Here is a 15492-nt window from a genome sequence, read left to right on the forward strand (position 1 = left end):
GAAGCCCTGCAAAGGTGCCCGGAATGCCGTCGGCAAAACAGGAGGGACACGGATGTCAGACGACACCGCCAATCAGGGTATCCCCGCGCCGGAGGGCGCATCGGATATCATCGACACCGATTACAAGATCGGTCAGGACAACATTCAGACGAAGATCGGGCCATTCGGGCTCGACATTCACAACCCGGTTTTCGTGATCTCGGGGCTCGTCATCATCGCTTTCGTGGCCTATGCGCTTCTCGCGCCGCAGCAGGCTGCGGATTTCTTCGGCTGGCTGCGCCCGGCGCTGACATCGACCTTTGACTGGTTCTTCCTGTCGGCGGCCAACATTTTCGTCATCTTCTGTCTGTTGTTGATCGTCACCCCTTACGGTGCGGTCCGCCTTGGCGGCACCGACGCGACGCCCGATTACGGCTATCTTGGCTGGTTCGCGATGCTGTTCGCTGCGGGCATGGGCATCGGGCTGATGTTCTTCGGCGTGCTGGAGCCGGTCTATCATATGGCCATCTCCGCGCCGCTGGGCGTGCCGTCGCCCTTTACCGAGGGCGGTGAGCTGATCCCCGAGAATGTCGAGGCGGCCAGGGCTATGGGGCTGGCGGCCACGTCCTATCACTGGGCGCTGCACCCTTGGGCGATCTATGCCGTGGTGGCGCTGGCGCTGGCGCTGTTTTCCTACAACAAGGGCCTGCCGCTCACCATCCGCAGCGCGTTCTACCCGATCTTCGGCGAGCGTGTCTGGGGCTGGACCGGGCACATCATCGACACGCTGGCGGTGTTTGCGACGCTCTTTGGCCTGGCCACCTCGCTGGGCTTCGGCGCACAGCAGGCCAATGCCGGTCTGGAACATATCTACGGCATCCCCAATAACGTGACGGTGCAGGTGATCCTCATCATCGCGATCACGGGCGTCGCGCTCATCTCGGTGCTGCGCGGCCTCGACGGCGGCGTCAAGGTGCTGTCGGAGATCAACATGGTGATCGCGCTCGTGCTGCTGCTGTTCGTGCTGTTCGCCGCCGGGGCGGTCACGATCCTGGGCGATTTCGTCTCGGGCCTTGGCTCCTACTTCAAGAACGTGATCCCGCTCTCGAACCCGTTCGGGCGCGAGGATACCGGCTACATGCAGGGCTGGACCGCGTTCTACTGGGCCTGGTGGATCTCCTGGTCGCCCTTCGTCGGCATGTTCATCGCGCGGGTCAGCCGCGGTCGCACGGTGCGCGAGTTCGTGACCTGCGTGCTGATCATCCCGAGCCTCGTCTGCGTGTTCTGGATGGCCGTCTTCGGCGGCGCGGCGATTGATCAGGTGCTGAGCGATCCCGCTGGCAGCGCGGTCAAGGCGCAGGTGATCGACAGCTACAACCCGCCGCTGTCGCTGTTCGCCATGCTCGAATCGCTGCCGCTGGCCTCCATCACCTCGACCATCGGGATCATCCTGGTGATCGTGTTCTTCGTCACCTCGTCGGACTCGGGCAGCCTTGTGATCGACACGATCACCGCGGGCGGCAAGGTCGATGCGCCGGTGCCGCAGCGGGTGTTCTGGTGCACGTTCGAGGGGCTGGTGGCAATTGCGCTGCTGGTCGGCGGCGGCCTGGGTGCCTTGCAGGCGATGGTGATCTCGACGGGCCTACCGTTCACGCTCATCCTTCTGGCGATCTGCGTCTCCATCTGGAAAGGCCTCGCCTCCGAGAAGCGCTGAGCGCGACCCGGAACTTAAAACCAGGGCCCCCCGGTGCTTGCGCGCCGGGGGGCTTTGCTGTTTGGTGCCCGCAAATGGTGGGAAAAACCTAGGGGGAGATGGCCAGTGATACTGGACAACGATTTCGTGCGCGCGCAGTTCCCGGCCTTTGCCGAGCCGACGCTGGCCGGGCAGGCGTTTTTCGAGAACGCGGGCGGTTCCTATACCTGCGCGCCGGTCATCGCGCGGCTGGAGCGCTACTACCGGCAACGCAAGGTCCAGCCCTACGGCCTCTACGACGCGAGCCGTCTGGCGGGAGAGGAGATGGACGAGGCGAGGCAGAGGCTGGCCGCGATGATGGGTGTGGCCACGGACGAGGTGAGTTTCGGCCCCTCGACCACGCAGAATACCTATGTTCTGGCGCAGGCGTTCCGGCAGTGGATGCGCCCCGGCGAGGCGATCGTCGTTACCGATCAGGACCACGAGGCCAATTCCGGCCCGTGGCGGCGGCTGGCCGACGAGGGAATCGAGATCCGCGAGTGGAAGATCGACCCCGGCACCGGGTTGCTCGACCCCGCCGATCTGGACGCGCTGCTGGACGAGCGGGTGCGGCTGGTGTGTTTCCCGCATTGCTCGAACGTGGTGGGTGCGGTCAACCCGGTGGTCGAGATCACCGCGCTGGCGCATGCGGCCGGCGCGTTCGTTTGCGTGGATGGTGTGAGCTATGCGCCCCACGGCCTGCCGGAAGTAGGGCGGTTGGGCCCCGATATCTATCTATTCTCGGCCTACAAGACCTATGGGCCGCACCAGGGCATCATGGTCATTCGCCAAGAGCTGGCGCGGATGCTCCCCAACCAGGCGCATCATTTCAACGCCGACACGCTCTACAAACGGTTCACGCCGGCGGGCCCCGACCACGCGCAGGTGGCGGCCTGTGCGGGCATCGCCGACTATATCGACACGCTGGCCACGCATCACGGCATCGCGGGCGATCCGGCGGCGCGCAACGCGGGTGTGCACGAGGCGATGCGCACCCACGAGACCACGCTGTTGCAGCCGCTGCTCGATCACCTGAAAGACCGCAACCGCGTGCGCCTGATCGGCCCCTCTGACGCCACTGTGCGCGCGCCCACGGTGGCGCTGGCGCTCGACCGGCCCGGAGCAGAGGCCGCCGCCGATCTGGCCCGACGTGGCATCATGGCGGGGGGCGGCGATTTCTACGCCCATCGCCCGCTCGAGGCGATGGGGATCGACCCCGCCCACGGCGTCTTGCGGCTGAGTTTCGTGCATTACACGAGCCGCGACGAGGTGGAGCGGCTGATGACCGCGCTCGACGACATTCTTTGATCCGCTCCCCGGCTCGTAGCGTAACACAACGAAAACACGAGGAAGGGGATGTCCGATCAAAGACCGGTAATTGTGTGGCTGCGGCGCGATCTGCGGCTTTCGGACAATCCCGCGCTGCGCGCCGCCTGCGCGGCTGGCGGGCCGGTGATCCCCGTTTTCATCCATGATGACAGCGTGGCCTCATTGGGGGGCGCGCCGAAATGGCGGCTGGGTCTGTCGGTGGCATCGCTGGCGCGCGACCTGGAGGCGCGCGGCAGCCGGCTGATCCTGCGGCACGGCGATGCAGCCGAGGTGATCGCGGCGCTGGTGGCGGAGACGGGCGCGGGCGCGGTGCACTGGTCGCGGCTCTACGATCCCGATTCCATCGCGCGCGATGGCGCGATCGAGGCGATGCTGAAGGCGCGCGGCGTGGAGGCGCACAGCCACAATTCCCACCTCCTGTTCGAGCCGTGGACGGTCGAGACAGGCACCGGCGGTTTCTACAAGGTCTACAGCCCGATGTGGCGCGCGGTGAAGGATCGCGAGGTGCCCGAGCCTGCACCTGCGCCCGCGCGCATCGCCGCGCCCGAGGCGTGGCCCGCAAGCGATGCGCTGGCGGACTGGCGGATGGGGGCCGCGATGGACCGGGGCGCGGCGATTTGCCTGCCCCATCAATGCGTGGGCGAGCAGGCGGCGCAGGGGCGGCTCGGTGGCTTCGTGGCAGAGACCATCGGCGCCTACGAGGACGCGCGCAACAACCCCGCCATTTCTGGCACCTCGAACCTTTCGGAGAACCTGACCTATGGCGAAATCTCGCCCCGGCAGTGCTGGCACGCCGGGCTGCAGGCGCAGCACGAGGGCAAGCGCGGGGCCGAGCACTGGCTAAAGGAGCTGGTTTGGCGCGAGTTTGCCTATCACCTGATGTATCACACGCCGCAGATCCTGAGCCGCAACTGGCGCGAGGGCTGGGACGCGTTTCCGTGGTCCGAGGGGTGCGACCGGGATGTTCTGCGCTGGAAGCAGGGGCGCACCGGCATCCCCTTTGTCGATGCCGCGATGCGCGAGATGTATGTGACGGGCCGGATGCACAACCGCGCGCGGATGAACGTGGCTTCGTATCTGACCAAGCACATGATGGTGCACTGGCGGGTGGGGATGGACTGGTTCGCCGAGTGCCTGACGGACTGGGACCCGGCGTCGAACGCGATGGGTTGGCAGTGGACCGCCGGTTGCGGGCCCGACGCCGCCCCCTATTTCCGCATCTTCAACCCCGAGACGCAACTGGCGAAATTCGACCCCGAGGGCGGCTATGCGCGGGCCTGGATCGCCGAGGGACAGGCGCGACCGTCGGCCACGGCGCTGAGCTATTTCGACGCGATCCCTAGAAGTTGGGGCCTATCCCCCGGTGATCCATACCCCGCCCCGCTGATCGGTCTGGCCGAGGGGCGCAAATCGGCCCTTGCGGCGTACGCGGCAAGGGAGTTTTAATGATCAAGGACATGGCGAACGAAGCAAGGCTGATACCGGACGACAGGCCGCGCCGCACGACCGCGGGCGAGACGCGGCTACCGCGCTATTTCGCGCGCTGTTTCGGCGTGGCACAGGGAATGCGCGCCGGGCGGCTGGATATCGGCCTGCCCGACGGGCGGCTGTTTCGCGCCGAGGGCGCGGAGCCGGGCATCGAGGCACGCATCGACATCCACGACCGCGAGGTGTTCGCGGGTCTGGTGCGCGAGGGTTATCTCGGGTTTTGCGAGGCCTATCTCGACGGCGCGTGGTCGACGCCGGACCTGCAGGCCTTTCTCGACCTGCTCAACGACGACAATGACAACATCTACGACGGCTATCCGGGGCAGACGCTGGCGCAGACCTATGAGCGCATCCGCTTCTGGTTCAAACGCAATTCGAAGAGCCAGGCGCGGCGCAACATCGAGTATCACTACGATCTGGGCAATGAGTTCTACGCGCTGTGGCTCGACGGGACGATGACCTATTCGAGCGCGCTGTTCGAGACCGGCGCCGACAGCCTGGAGGAGGCGCAGACCGCCAAGTATCGCGCGCTCGTCGATGCAATGGGCGTGAAGCCCGGCGATCACGTGCTGGAGATCGGCTGCGGCTGGGGGGGATTCGCCGAATATGCCGCCGCCGAGCGGGGGCTACGGGTGACCGGGCTGACGATCAGCCCGGCGCAGCTTGCCCATGCGCGCGAGCGGATCGCGCGGGCGGGGCTCGCGGACCGGGTGGAGTTGAAGCTCCAGGACTATCGCGACGAGCGGGGCCGCTTTGACGGTGTCGCCAGCATCGAGATGTTCGAGGCGGTGGGCGAGCGCTACTGGCCGGTGTTCTTCGACACCCTGCGCGACCGGCTCAAGCCGCGGGCACGCGCCGCGCTCCAGATCATCACCGTCGAGGACCGCCGCTTTGAAAGCTATCGCCGCGAGGTGGATTTCATCCAGAAGTATATCTTTCCCGGCGGGATGCTACCGGGGCCCGCGGTGCTGCGCGAGCAGGTTCGGCGCGCGGGGCTCAGAGTGCTGGGATCGCGCGAGTTCGGCCAGAGCTACTCCGAGACGCTCCGGCGCTGGCACGCGCGGTTCTACGCGCGCTGGCCCGAGATCGCGGCGCAGGGCTTTGACGCGCGGTTCCGTCGGATGTGGGAGTTCTACCTTGCCTCTTGCGCGGCCGCGTTCAAAGGCGGTAGTTGCGATGTTACGCAGATCACCCTCGCAAGGTCCGGCTGAATGCCCGTTACCGACACCATGCCCACCTCTGGCAAGCTCATGGCCGCGTTCGGGCTGGGGGTGCTGGGCTGGATCGGGTCCGAGCTGTTTCGCCCGCTGATGGAAGAGGGCACCGATTTCGGCTGGTTCAACTATGTCAACGTGGTGCTTGGCCTTCTCTGCGGTTGGCGGGTGACCGGGCGGCGGCTGGGGTTCGGCTATGCCACCGGCATCAGCGCCGGGCTAACGGGCATGGCCGCCCTGGTGTTCTGGGCGTTGTTTGTCCAAAGTTTCAACGAGATGCTGCGGCTTGCGCTCGACGGGCGCATTACAGGGTTCATGAATGGGCTCACCGAGATGTTCGAGCTTGCCACGGAATACGGGCTGGTGATGCTCGACGGCACGCTGATCGGCGTGCTGCTGGCGGGCGGGTTTCTCACGGGGGCCATCGCGGAATGGGCCGAGCGGCGGTGGGCGTGAGCGACACGCAGACGCGGGAAGGGTATCTCGCGGCGGTGCTGGGCCCGGACGTGCCTTCGGCGCTGCGGCACGAGGCCGAGCCGGAGGTGATGCGCGGTCACGATCACGGTGTCCCGGCAGAAGAGATGGCCGCGCGCCGCGCGATGATCCTCTCGCGGGCCTGGGCGCGGATGGCGGCGCGGACGGCCCCTGCGCCCGCGGGTCTTCGTAGCGACATGCCGCGCGATGCGGTCGCGGAGGAGAGCGTCTTGACCACGCATGACGGGTTCTTTCTAACCCGCCGTTACGGCCTGCGTCATCCGCGCTTTGACGGCGGGCAGAGCCCGCAGGTCTCGCGCGACGTTTTCGTGGCGACCGACGCGGCGCTGGTGCTGCCCTACGATCCGGCCCGCGACCGGGTGCTGTTGGTCGAGCAGTTCCGCATGGGCCCCTACGGGCGTGGCGATCCGCTGCCGTGGATGCTCGAGCCGGTGGCGGGCCGCGTGGATGGCGGCGAAACCCCCGAAGAGACCGCCCGGCGCGAATGCATCGAGGAGGCGGGACTGGAGCTGCGCGGTCTGGAGCGGATTTCCAGCCATTACTGCACCCCCGGCTATTCCACGGAATTCTTTCACCTTTTCGTCGGCCTTTGCGATCTGCCCGAGGCGCGGCAGGGGCGCGGCGGGCTGGCCACGGAGAACGAGGACATCCGCACCCACGTCATCGGATTCGACCGCGCAATGGGTCTGCTGGAGAGCGGCGAGGCCAATAACGGGCCGCTGGTCTTGAGCCTTCTGTGGCTTGAGCGGGAGCGTGCACGCCTGCGGGCGGCGGGTTGAGTTCCCCCCGCGCAGGCCCTACACCTGAGACGCGGGACATCAGGACAGGAGCGATCGGGATGCGCATGGCACGCAACCTCGCCGAGGCGGTCGGCAATACCCCTCTCATCCGGCTCAGGCGCGCGAGCGAAGAGACCGGGTGCGAGATCTGGGGCAAGTGCGAATTTCTCAATCCCGGACAATCGGTCAAGGATCGCGCCGCGCTCTACATCATCCGCGACGCGGTGGCGCGCGGCGCGCTCGCGCCGGGTGGCACCATCGTCGAGGGCACGGCAGGCAATACCGGCATCGGTCTCGCGCTGGTGGGCGCGTCGATGGGGTTTCGCACCGTCATCGTGATTCCCGAGACGCAGAGCCAGGAAAAGAAGGACATGCTGCGCCTTGCCGGGGCCGAGCTGGTGCAGGTGCCCGCCGCCCCCTACAAGAACCCCAACAACTACGTGCGCTATTCGGGCCGTCTGGCCGAAGAACTTGCACAAACCGAGGCCAAAGGCGCGATCTGGGCCAACCAGTTCGACAACGTGGCCAACCGGCAGGCGCATGCCGAGACCACCGGCCCCGAGATATGGGAGCAGACCGGCGGCCGCGTCGATGGCTTCATCTGCGCGGTGGGCTCGGGTGGCACGCTGGCGGGGGTGGCCGAGGCGCTGCAGGACAAGGGCGTCAAGATCGGCCTCGCCGATCCGGAGGGCGCGGGCCTCTACAAGATCTACACCGGCGAGGATAACCCCGGCGACTCGATCACCGAGGGGATCGGACAAGGGCGGATCACCGCCAATCTCGAGGGCTTCACCCCCGATTTCACCTGCCGGGTTCCGGACGCCGAGGCGCTGCCCATCGTCTTTGATCTGCTGGCGGAGGAGGGGCTGTGCATGGGCGGCTCGACCGGCGTGAACATCGCGGGAGCCATGCACATGGCGCGCGAGATGGGGCCGGGGCATACCATCGTCACCGTGTTGTGCGATTTCGGCAACCGCTATCAATCCAAGCTCTACAACCCCGAATTCCTGCGCGGCAAGGGCCTGCCGGTGCCCGGCTGGCTGACCGAGGCACCGCGCTCGATCCCGGGTGTGTTCGTCGAATGAGGACGCTTCTCGTCGCGCTCTGGGTGGCGCTGGGCACGGCGCTGATGGGTCTTTCGGGGCCGGCTCCGCTGGCCGCGACGGCGCAGGCGCAGCAGGTGCTGAGCGGGCCGGATTTCGCGGCATGGGAGGAGCTTGCCGCGCGGGTCGAAGAGGCGCTCGACGGCGGCGAGGTGGCCACCCCCGTGCTGGAGGATTTGCGCGGGCAGGTCGCCGATTTTCGCCAGCAATTCACCGAGGCGCAGGACGCCAACGCCACCGCGATCAAGACCGTGCGCGACCAGCTCGATGCGCTAGGCCCGCTGCCCGAGAAAGGCAACGAGCCCAACGAGATCGCCGCGCAGCGCGAGGAGCTGGAGCGGCGCCTGGCGCGGATCGAGGCGCCGGTGCGCACGGCCGAACTGGCCCGAAGCCGGGCCGACGGGCTCATCACCGGGATCGACCAGACCATCCGCGAGCGCGAGACGGCGGAATTGTTGCGCATCGGGCCGATGCCCGTGAACCCGCTGCACTGGCCCGATGCGCTGCGCGCGCTCTACCGGCTGGCGGGCGACGTGAGTGGCGAGGTGCTCCGTTCGTGGCAGAGCCCGATCGAGCGCACGATCCTCAAGGACAACCTGCCGGTAATCCTTGTTCTCGTGCTGGCCGGGTTGGTGCTGTTGGCGCGGGGGCGGCGCTGGTCCGTGCGGCTGATGCGGCGACTGGTGGGCGAGAACCCCAGCGCGGGACACTGGATTGCGAGCTTCGGCGCGTCGCTGGGCGAGTGGTTGCTGCCCTATGCCGGCGTTTACGCGCTGGTGCGCGCGGCTTTGGTCTCGGGGATGGTGGGCGTGCGCGGCGAGATGCTGCTCGACGCGCTCTTGCCCGCAGCCTTGATCCTGCTGCTGGCGCGCTGGCTGGCGCAGCGGGTGTTCCCGCGCCACGAACCACGCGGCCCGGTGCTGCAGCTCGACGATCGTTGCCGCTATTCGGGGCGGCTCTACGGGGCGATGCTTGGGTTGGTGGTGGCGGCCTTCTACTTTTTGCAGACGGTGGCCGAGGGCGCTGACTGGAGCGAGGCGGCCACCAATGTGGTGATCTTCCCGGTACAGGTGCTGACCGGGCTCCTGCTGTGGCGGTTGGCCGCGTTGCTGGCTCTGCACAGCCGCGCCTGTGCTGACGAGAATGACGGCGAGGCCGGGTTCTCTGGCCGGGTGACGCGGCTCATTGGCCGTGTGCTGCTGGCGGTGGCGGTGATCGGGCCGCTGCTGGCGACGGTAGGCTATGTCAAGGCGGCGCAGGCGTTGATGTTGCCAACGGCGCTGTCGCTCCTGCTGCTGGCGGCTCTGGTGATCGTGCAGCGGCTCTTGACCGAGCTTTACGTGATGGTGACGGGCAATCGCGACGGCGCTGCCGACTCGCTGGTGCCGGTGCTGGCGGGCTTTGCGCTGGTGATCGTCTCGGTACCGGGATTCGCGCTGATCTGGGGTGCGCGCACGGCGCAGCTCATGGAATTCTGGACACGGTTCACGCAGGGGATGAGCCTGGGCGGCGTGCAGATATCACCGATGGTCTTTGTGACCTTCGCCGCCGTCTTCGCGGTGGGATACGTGGTAACGCGGCTGTTGCAGGGGGCACTCAGGAACACGATCCTGCCCAAGACCAAGCTCGATACCGGCGGGCGCAATGCGATCGTGTCGGGGCTAGGCTATGTCGGGATATTCCTCGCCGCAGTGATCGCGATCACCAGCGCGGGGATCGACCTCAGCTCGCTCGCCATCGTGGCCGGGGCGCTGTCGGTGGGTATCGGCTTTGGCCTCCAGAATATCGTGTCGAATTTCGTGGCCGGGATCATCCTGCTGATCGAGCGGCCGATTTCCGAGGGTGACTGGATCGAGGTGGGCGGCCAGCACGGCTATGTCAAATCCATCTCCGTGCGCTCCACCCGGATCGAGACCTTCGACCGCACCGACGTGATCGTGCCCAATGCCGATTTCGTCAGCGGTACGGTCACCAACTACACCCGCGGCAACACCGTGGGCCGGGTGATCGTGCCGGTGGGCGTGGCCTATGGCTCCGACACCCGCAAGGTAGAAGCGATCCTGCGCGAGGTGGCCGAAGAGCACCCCATGGTGCTGATGAACCCGGCGCCGAATATCGTGTTCCGCGGCTTCGGGGCGAGCTCGCTCAATTTCGAGATTCGCGCCATCCTGCGCGACGTCAACTGGGTGATGAACGTGCATTCTGACATGAACCACGAGATCGCGCGGCGCTTCGTCGAGGAAGGCATCGAGATTCCCTTCCCGCAACAGGACGTGTGGTTTCGCAACGGCATGCCCGCGGGCGGGGCAGGGGGCGAGACCGAGGTCGCCGCGCCCCAGCCGCCGAGCAGCGCGCCGGTGCAGTTGACCGAGGCCGATTTCGAGGGCGGTGACGGCGACGGAGGCGGGCGATGACCGAAATGCTGTTTCGAACCGATCCCTACATGACCGAGGCCGCCGGGCGGGTGGTGGCGCACACGCCGGAGGGGGGCGTGGTGCTCGATCAAACGGTGTTCTACCCTGCGGGCGGCGGACAGCCCGGCGACAGCGGGCGGCTCGACTGGGACGGCGGCAGCCTGCCGGTGGCCACGACCGTCAAGGCCGATGGGGACGCGATCGCGCTGGTGCCCGGCGCGCTGCAGCCGCTGCCGCCGGTGGGTGCGCAGGTGTCGCAGACGCTCGATTGGGAGCGGCGGCACCGGCACATGCGGATGCACACCGCCCTGCACCTGCTGTCGGTGGTGATCCCGCTGCCGGTGACCGGCGGACAGGTGGGCGAGACGCGCTCGCGGCTCGATTTCGACATGCCCGAAGCCCCGCAGGACCGCGAGACGCTGGAGGCGCACCTGGCGATGCTGGTGGATCGCGATCTGGCGGTGACCGAGGACTGGATCACCGATGCCGAACTCGACGCCAATCCCGGCCTGGTAAAGACCATGTCCGCCGCGCCGCCGCGCGGGGCCGGGCGGGTGCGGCTGATCGGGATTGGCGTGGGCGAGGATCGGGTCGATCTGCAGCCCTGCGGCGGCACCCACGTGGCCCGCACCGGCGAGATCGGGGCGCTGCGGCTGGGCAAGATCGAGAAGAAGGGCCGCCAGAACCGGCGGGTCTACCTGCACCTCGACGGGTGAGGTACGGCGGGCTTCGCCCTTGGATCCGCGCCGGGAGTAAAGTCCAAATGCCTGCTTCAGCCCCCCCCGCTCAGGCGGCGGGACGGGTAGTGTCGAGCTCTTCCTCGGTCTCGGGCAGGCCCTCGCGCGACAAAAGCACCGCGATCGGGCGCAGCCCCGGCACGTGGCTGAACACGATCATCGCGCCCACCATGATCGGCACCGCGAGGAACATCCCCGGAATCCCCCAGACCGCCCCCCAGAAGGCAAGGCTGATGATGATGCCAAAGGATGACACCCTGAGCGCGCGCCCCATCAGCATCGGGTCGATCACGTTGCCGTTGAGGAACTGGACCGCGCCGATAATGGCGAATATGCCCAGCGTCGTGGTGCCATCGCCCAACTGCACGAAGGCCACCAGCGCCACCAGCACCGTGGCCACGATCGAGCCGATGGCGGGGATGTAGTTGAGCACGAAGGTCAGGATCCCAAGCGCCCCCGCGAGATCGAGCTCGAAGAACCGCGCCACACCGTAGACCATCAGCCCGGTCACCGCGCTCACCAGCGTCTTGACCAGCAGGTAATGGTTCACCCGGTGGATGATCGAGCCGATGATGCGCCCGGTGCGCTCCGCCTGTGCCTTGTCGCCCAGGAGGCTTTCGAGCTTGGTGTCGAACCACACCCGCTCGGCGAAGAGGAAGCCCACGAAGAGGATCACAAGCACCGTGCCCTGCATCAGGCTGCCCGCTTGGCCCGCGATGGTCCGCAGATAGCCCGCGACGTCGAACGTGGCCACCGCCTGCCGCACCGCCGTTTCCGCCTGCGGCCCGAGCCACGCCACCGCGGCGGCAATCGCCTCGGGCGCGCGGTCGGCATAGGCGATGGTGGTGGAGAGCACCGTGTTGGCCTGTGACAGGATGATCGCAGACAGGCTGAGCAGCGCCGAGGAGATCAGCACCAGTGCCGTGATGCTTGCCAGCCAGTTTGGGATGCGCGCCGGGCCGATGCGCATCCGCGCGATGGAGTTGATCGCGTCGGAGGTGATGCTGAACAGGATGATCGCGGTGGCGAGCGAGATCAGCAGGAACCGAGCCTGCACCAGCAGGAACAGCACCACGGCAAACGCCATGATGAGTTGCGCGGCGGTTCGGATACGCTGGAAATCCTGCGTCTCGGTCCGGATGGGGCGGGGATTGGTCACGTCGGCGGGCGCTCGCTTTTCGAATGATCTCGCGGTTTCCCCTCAATACCGGGAAAAACCGGGGAAGATCAATCTAGCGCGGGCTGGAAGAGCACGATCATGAGACTTTGTGCGGCGCGGGTGACGTCGATCCGGGCATCGCCGCGCGCGATCCGGGCGGCCAGCAGGTGGAATTCGACCCGCCGCGGATCGGGGGTGGGCAGGGTCGCGCGCCCCGCCAGCCCGTCCCAGAGCGCGGACTCGGCGGCGATATCGCCCTCGCCGGTCGCTGTGATGCCAAAGCTGCCCGCAGCCAGGTGCGTCACCGTCAGTGTGCCGCCGCGCGGCAGCGCGTGGACCACGCACAGGATCGCCAGCGCCACGTGCTGTGCCGCCGCCCGCCCGAGTGGGCCGTCGAGCGCCCAGTCGAGCCGCAGCCGCGGTCGTGTGGCAAGGTGGCCGCGCACCGTGGTGCCGAGCGTGGCGGCGTCGAGTGCTGCGCCCGTGCCCGCGTGTCCGAAGGCGAGGCGCAGCATCTCAAGCGTGGCGCGCGCGCCGGTCAGGCTGTCGCGCAAGAGCGCCATCTCGTCCGGGTTTGCCCCACCGGAGGCGCCTGACAGGAACTCCAGTCCAGTGAGCGCCGCGCCGACGGGGCTTGCGAGATCGTGGCAGATGCGCGAGCCTGTCAGGGCCGCGAAGTCGGGATCATCCTGTGACATGGCGGCAACCGGGATCGGGGCAGGAAATGACAGAACTGAACGCGCTGCTGGAGCCGGGAATGCTGGTGGAGAACCCCGCGCGCCCCGATTGGGGGGTGGGGCAGGTGCAATCCAATATCGGCGGGCGTATCACGGTGAACTTTCGCGAGGAGGGCAAGGTTGTGATCGACGGCAACCGCGTGACGCTGCTGCCCGTCCTTGATCACTGATTGCGGTTAGTAAAGGGTTAACAACCTTTGGTAGCATGATCGCCGGGCGCGGGCCAGCGTCACGTTGCAACCGAAGGCGCGGCTGCGTAGAAGCCTTGCAGTCGCAGCAGAGACGAGGCCGATGACCACATCCCCCCCCCGATTCCGTGTCGAGCTCGCGCGCGACGCCGCCGGTATCGAGGCCGCGCAGCGGCTGCGCTACGAGGTCTTTGTCGAGGAGCTGGGCGGCGACGGCCCGCTGGTCGACCACGCAGCACGGCTGGAGCGTGATCGGTTCGACCCGGTCTTTGATCACCTGCTTCTGCGCGACCTGCGCCGGGGCGGCGAGGTGGTGGGCGTCTACCGGCTGCTGCGCGAAGAGGGGGCGGCGCGCGCCGGGCAGTTCTACTCCGAGGACGAATACGACCTTGCGCCGTTACGCGCGAGCGGCCGGCGGTTGCTGGAGCTGGGCCGCTCCTGCGTGGCGCGGCCCTATCGCGGCGGCGAGGCGCTCTACCACCTGTGGCAGGGGCTGGCGCACTATGTCGATCGCCACGGGATCGAGGTGCTGTTCGGCGTGGCGAGCTTTCACGGCACCGACGTCGAGGCACTGGCGCAACCGTTGTCGCTGTTGCATCACCGGCATCTCGCGCCACCTGCGCTGCGGGTGCGGGCGTGGCCCGAGTGTTTTCAGCCGATGGACCTGGTGCCGGAGGCGGAGATCGACCGCGCCGGCGCGATGCGCGCGGTGCCCGCGCTCATCAAGGCCTATCTGCGGCTGGGTGGCTGCGTGGGCGAGGGGGCCTATGTCGATCACGCCTTCAACACGACAGACGTTTGCCTGGTGATGGATACGGCGCTTCTGAGTGAACGGCAGCGCGCGATCTACACCCGTGGGGGCGCGGGATGAGCGTCACCTGGCAGTCGCCCACGCCACCGCCCGATACCGGGCGCGCGCCGGGGCACTGGCGGCGGGTGCTCTGGCGCGGCGGGCGCATCGCGATGGTGATCGGGGCGGGCGTACTCGCCACGCTGGTGCTGCGGCTGGCGGAGCGACCCTTGCACGGCGTGGCGCGACCGTGGACGCAGCCGATCACCATCTGGGTATGCCGCCGGACCCTCGCGATCCTCGGGATCGCGCATGTGGTGGAGGGAACGCCGATGCGGGGCCCCGGCGCGGTGGTGGCCAACCATGTCTCGTGGCTCGACATCTTCGCGCTCAACGCGCGCAAGCGTGTGTATTTCGTGTCCAAGTCCGAGGTGGCGGGCTGGCCCGGCATCGGCTTTCTGGCGCGGCTTGTCGGCACTGTTTTCATAACGCGCGACCCGCGCGCGGCGCGGGCGCACACGGCGCTCTTGCGGGACCGGCTGGCGGCGGGACAGCGGCTGCTTTTCTTTCCCGAGGGCACGAGCACCGACGGGATGCGTGTGCGCCCGTTCAAATCGACCCTGTTCGAGGCGCTCTGCGAGCCCGGCGCCGGGCTCGAGGGTGCGCGGGTGCAGCCGGTGACGCTGGTCTACGAGGCCCCCGAGGGCGCTGATCCGCGGCTCTACGGCTGGTGGGGCGACATGGAGTTTGCTGGCCACCTGCTGGCGGTTCTGGGGGCTGTGCGGCAGGGGCGGGTGCGCGTGGTGTGCCATGCGCCGATCCCGCTCGATGGGGCCGGGGGGCGCAAGGCGCTGGCCGCCGCCTGCGAGGCGGCGGTGCGGGCGGGCATGCCGCCCGACCGGCGCGGGACATGAGGCGGGCTGCGTCTCGCGGGTCGGTCAGCCGTGTCAAACCACCCGGCGCGTGCACCGGGCAATCTGTCGTAACCTGCTGGCGTAGCGCGTCGGAATCGCCTAGCCTGCGCGCCGTTTGTGAAGGGAGACCGGACCGATGCGGATGATATCCTTGGGCCTTGTGACGCTGTGCGCGCTGTTGCCGTTTGCCGCCACCGCGCAGAACCCGATCTGCGAACCCACCGGCGAGATCGTCGCCGCGGCGGTGGAGGCGCGGCGGGACGGACAGTCGGCCGAGGCGGCGAAGTCGGGGATCAGCAACGGGCTGGATGCGTCGCAGGAGGGGTATGCGCCCGCTGTGCAACTCCTGGTCGATTGGGTCTACGACCTGCCCGACGAAGACCTGCAAAAGGACGTGGCCGGGGCATGGGTCGCGCAGTGCAAGACACAGTGAG

The 15492-nt window shown here is 67.8% G+C and carries 15 protein-coding genes; 13 read left to right on the forward strand and 2 right to left on the reverse strand.

The window, feature by feature from the left end; translation table 11 throughout:
- Nucleotides 1-52: 52 nt before the first annotated feature.
- The 9 genes from CRJ03_RS02210 (at nucleotide 53) to CRJ03_RS02250 (ending at nucleotide 11249) form a co-directional block, all read left to right on the forward strand.
- The gene (locus CRJ03_RS02210; RefSeq protein WP_104017282.1) at nucleotides 53-1693 is read left to right on the forward strand and encodes a BCCT family transporter; all 1641 of its coding nucleotides are present in this window, start codon (nucleotides 53-55) and stop codon (nucleotides 1691-1693) included.
- A 105-nt stretch (nucleotides 1694-1798) separates the two neighbouring features.
- On the forward strand, nucleotides 1799-3019 hold the full coding sequence (locus CRJ03_RS02215) for an aminotransferase class V-fold PLP-dependent enzyme (RefSeq protein WP_104017283.1): 1221 nt from the start codon (nucleotides 1799-1801) through the stop codon (nucleotides 3017-3019).
- Nucleotides 3020-3067: 48 nt separating this feature from the next.
- The gene (locus CRJ03_RS02220; protein WP_104017284.1) at nucleotides 3068-4486 is read left to right on the forward strand and encodes a cryptochrome/photolyase family protein; all 1419 of its coding nucleotides are present in this window, start codon (nucleotides 3068-3070) and stop codon (nucleotides 4484-4486) included.
- Nucleotides 4486-5739, forward strand: coding sequence for an SAM-dependent methyltransferase (locus tag CRJ03_RS02225; RefSeq protein WP_240611533.1), 1254 nt, complete (start codon nucleotides 4486-4488; stop codon nucleotides 5737-5739). The genes CRJ03_RS02220 and CRJ03_RS02225 overlap by 1 nt, the downstream gene beginning before the upstream one ends.
- Nucleotides 5740-6198 (forward strand): TrgA family protein, encoded by a 459-nt coding sequence (locus tag CRJ03_RS02230; protein WP_104017285.1) that lies wholly within the window; start codon nucleotides 5740-5742, stop codon nucleotides 6196-6198.
- A complete protein-coding gene (locus CRJ03_RS02235; RefSeq protein WP_240611534.1) occupies nucleotides 6195-7016 on the forward strand; it encodes an NUDIX domain-containing protein in 822 nt (273 codons plus the stop codon). The genes CRJ03_RS02230 and CRJ03_RS02235 overlap by 4 nt, the downstream gene beginning before the upstream one ends.
- 59 nt (nucleotides 7017-7075) lie before the next feature.
- On the forward strand, nucleotides 7076-8101 hold the full coding sequence (locus CRJ03_RS02240; RefSeq protein WP_104017287.1) for a cysteine synthase A: 1026 nt from the start codon (nucleotides 7076-7078) through the stop codon (nucleotides 8099-8101).
- The gene (locus CRJ03_RS02245) at nucleotides 8098-10533 is read left to right on the forward strand and encodes a DUF3772 domain-containing protein (protein ID WP_104017288.1); all 2436 of its coding nucleotides are present in this window, start codon (nucleotides 8098-8100) and stop codon (nucleotides 10531-10533) included. The genes CRJ03_RS02240 and CRJ03_RS02245 overlap by 4 nt, the downstream gene beginning before the upstream one ends.
- The gene (locus tag CRJ03_RS02250; protein WP_104017289.1) at nucleotides 10530-11249 is read left to right on the forward strand and encodes an alanyl-tRNA editing protein; all 720 of its coding nucleotides are present in this window, start codon (nucleotides 10530-10532) and stop codon (nucleotides 11247-11249) included. Before CRJ03_RS02245 ends, CRJ03_RS02250 begins: the two co-directional genes overlap by 4 nt.
- Nucleotides 11250-11319: 70 nt before the next feature.
- On the opposite strand, the gene CRJ03_RS02255 is transcribed toward CRJ03_RS02250, so the two are convergent.
- Together CRJ03_RS02255 and CRJ03_RS02260 are read right to left on the reverse strand one after the other, a co-directional pair.
- Nucleotides 11320-12357, reverse strand: coding sequence for an AI-2E family transporter (locus CRJ03_RS02255; RefSeq protein ID WP_104017416.1), 1038 nt, complete (start codon nucleotides 12355-12357; stop codon nucleotides 11320-11322).
- Nucleotides 12358-12497: 140 nt separating this feature from the next.
- On the reverse strand, nucleotides 12498-13127 hold the full coding sequence (locus tag CRJ03_RS02260) for a histidine phosphotransferase family protein (RefSeq protein ID WP_104017290.1): 630 nt from the start codon (nucleotides 13125-13127) through the stop codon (nucleotides 12498-12500).
- 26 nt (nucleotides 13128-13153) lie between these two features.
- Here CRJ03_RS02260 and CRJ03_RS02265 point away from each other — a divergent pair, with 26 nt between their 5' ends.
- The 4 genes from CRJ03_RS02265 to CRJ03_RS02280 all read left to right on the forward strand — a co-directional run bounded on the left by CRJ03_RS02265 (nucleotide 13154) and on the right by CRJ03_RS02280 (nucleotide 15491).
- The gene (locus CRJ03_RS02265; RefSeq protein ID WP_104017291.1) at nucleotides 13154-13336 is read left to right on the forward strand and encodes a DUF3553 domain-containing protein; all 183 of its coding nucleotides are present in this window, start codon (nucleotides 13154-13156) and stop codon (nucleotides 13334-13336) included.
- A gap of 121 nt (nucleotides 13337-13457) precedes the next feature.
- Entirely contained in the window at nucleotides 13458-14225 is a 768-nt protein-coding gene (gene olsB / locus CRJ03_RS02270) for an L-ornithine N(alpha)-acyltransferase (RefSeq protein ID WP_104017292.1), read from the forward strand.
- Nucleotides 14222-15058, forward strand: coding sequence for a lyso-ornithine lipid O-acyltransferase (gene olsA / locus CRJ03_RS02275; protein WP_104017293.1), 837 nt, complete (start codon nucleotides 14222-14224; stop codon nucleotides 15056-15058). The genes olsB and olsA overlap by 4 nt, the downstream gene beginning before the upstream one ends.
- 136 nt (nucleotides 15059-15194) lie before the next feature.
- Nucleotides 15195-15491, forward strand: coding sequence for a DNA primase (locus CRJ03_RS02280; protein ID WP_104017294.1), 297 nt, complete (start codon nucleotides 15195-15197; stop codon nucleotides 15489-15491).
- Nucleotide 15492 lies beyond the last annotated feature (1 nt).

Origin of the sequence: Roseovarius nitratireducens, from assembly GCF_002925845.1 — a bacterium.
In the GTDB taxonomy this organism is placed as follows: Bacteria; Pseudomonadota; Alphaproteobacteria; order Rhodobacterales; family Rhodobacteraceae; genus Roseovarius; species Roseovarius nitratireducens.

What these genes read in the sequence shown, in the direction of transcription:
- CRJ03_RS02265 (WP_104017291.1), top strand. Translation starts at nt 13,154, where the DNA reads ATGACAGAACTGAACGCGCTGCTGGAGCCGGGAATGCTGGTGGAGAAC.
- CRJ03_RS02210 (WP_104017282.1), top strand. Translation starts at nt 53, where the DNA reads ATGTCAGACGACACCGCCAATCAGGGTATCCCCGCGCCGGAGGGCGCA.
- CRJ03_RS02220 (WP_104017284.1), top strand. Translation starts at nt 3,068, where the DNA reads ATGTCCGATCAAAGACCGGTAATTGTGTGGCTGCGGCGCGATCTGCGG.
- CRJ03_RS02280 (WP_104017294.1), top strand. Translation starts at nt 15,195, where the DNA reads ATGCGGATGATATCCTTGGGCCTTGTGACGCTGTGCGCGCTGTTGCCG.
- CRJ03_RS02230 (WP_104017285.1), top strand. Translation starts at nt 5,740, where the DNA reads ATGCCCGTTACCGACACCATGCCCACCTCTGGCAAGCTCATGGCCGCG.
- CRJ03_RS02260 (WP_104017290.1), bottom strand. Translation starts at nt 13,127, where the DNA reads ATGTCACAGGATGATCCCGACTTCGCGGCCCTGACAGGCTCGCGCATC.
- CRJ03_RS02250 (WP_104017289.1), top strand. Translation starts at nt 10,530, where the DNA reads ATGACCGAAATGCTGTTTCGAACCGATCCCTACATGACCGAGGCCGCC.
- CRJ03_RS02255 (WP_104017416.1), bottom strand. Translation starts at nt 12,357, where the DNA reads ATGGCGTTTGCCGTGGTGCTGTTCCTGCTGGTGCAGGCTCGGTTCCTG.
- CRJ03_RS02245 (WP_104017288.1), top strand. Translation starts at nt 8,098, where the DNA reads ATGAGGACGCTTCTCGTCGCGCTCTGGGTGGCGCTGGGCACGGCGCTG.
- CRJ03_RS02240 (WP_104017287.1), top strand. Translation starts at nt 7,076, where the DNA reads ATGCGCATGGCACGCAACCTCGCCGAGGCGGTCGGCAATACCCCTCTC.
- CRJ03_RS02225 (WP_240611533.1), top strand. Translation starts at nt 4,486, where the DNA reads ATGATCAAGGACATGGCGAACGAAGCAAGGCTGATACCGGACGACAGG.
- olsA (WP_104017293.1), top strand. Translation starts at nt 14,222, where the DNA reads ATGAGCGTCACCTGGCAGTCGCCCACGCCACCGCCCGATACCGGGCGC.
- olsB (WP_104017292.1), top strand. Translation starts at nt 13,458, where the DNA reads ATGACCACATCCCCCCCCCGATTCCGTGTCGAGCTCGCGCGCGACGCC.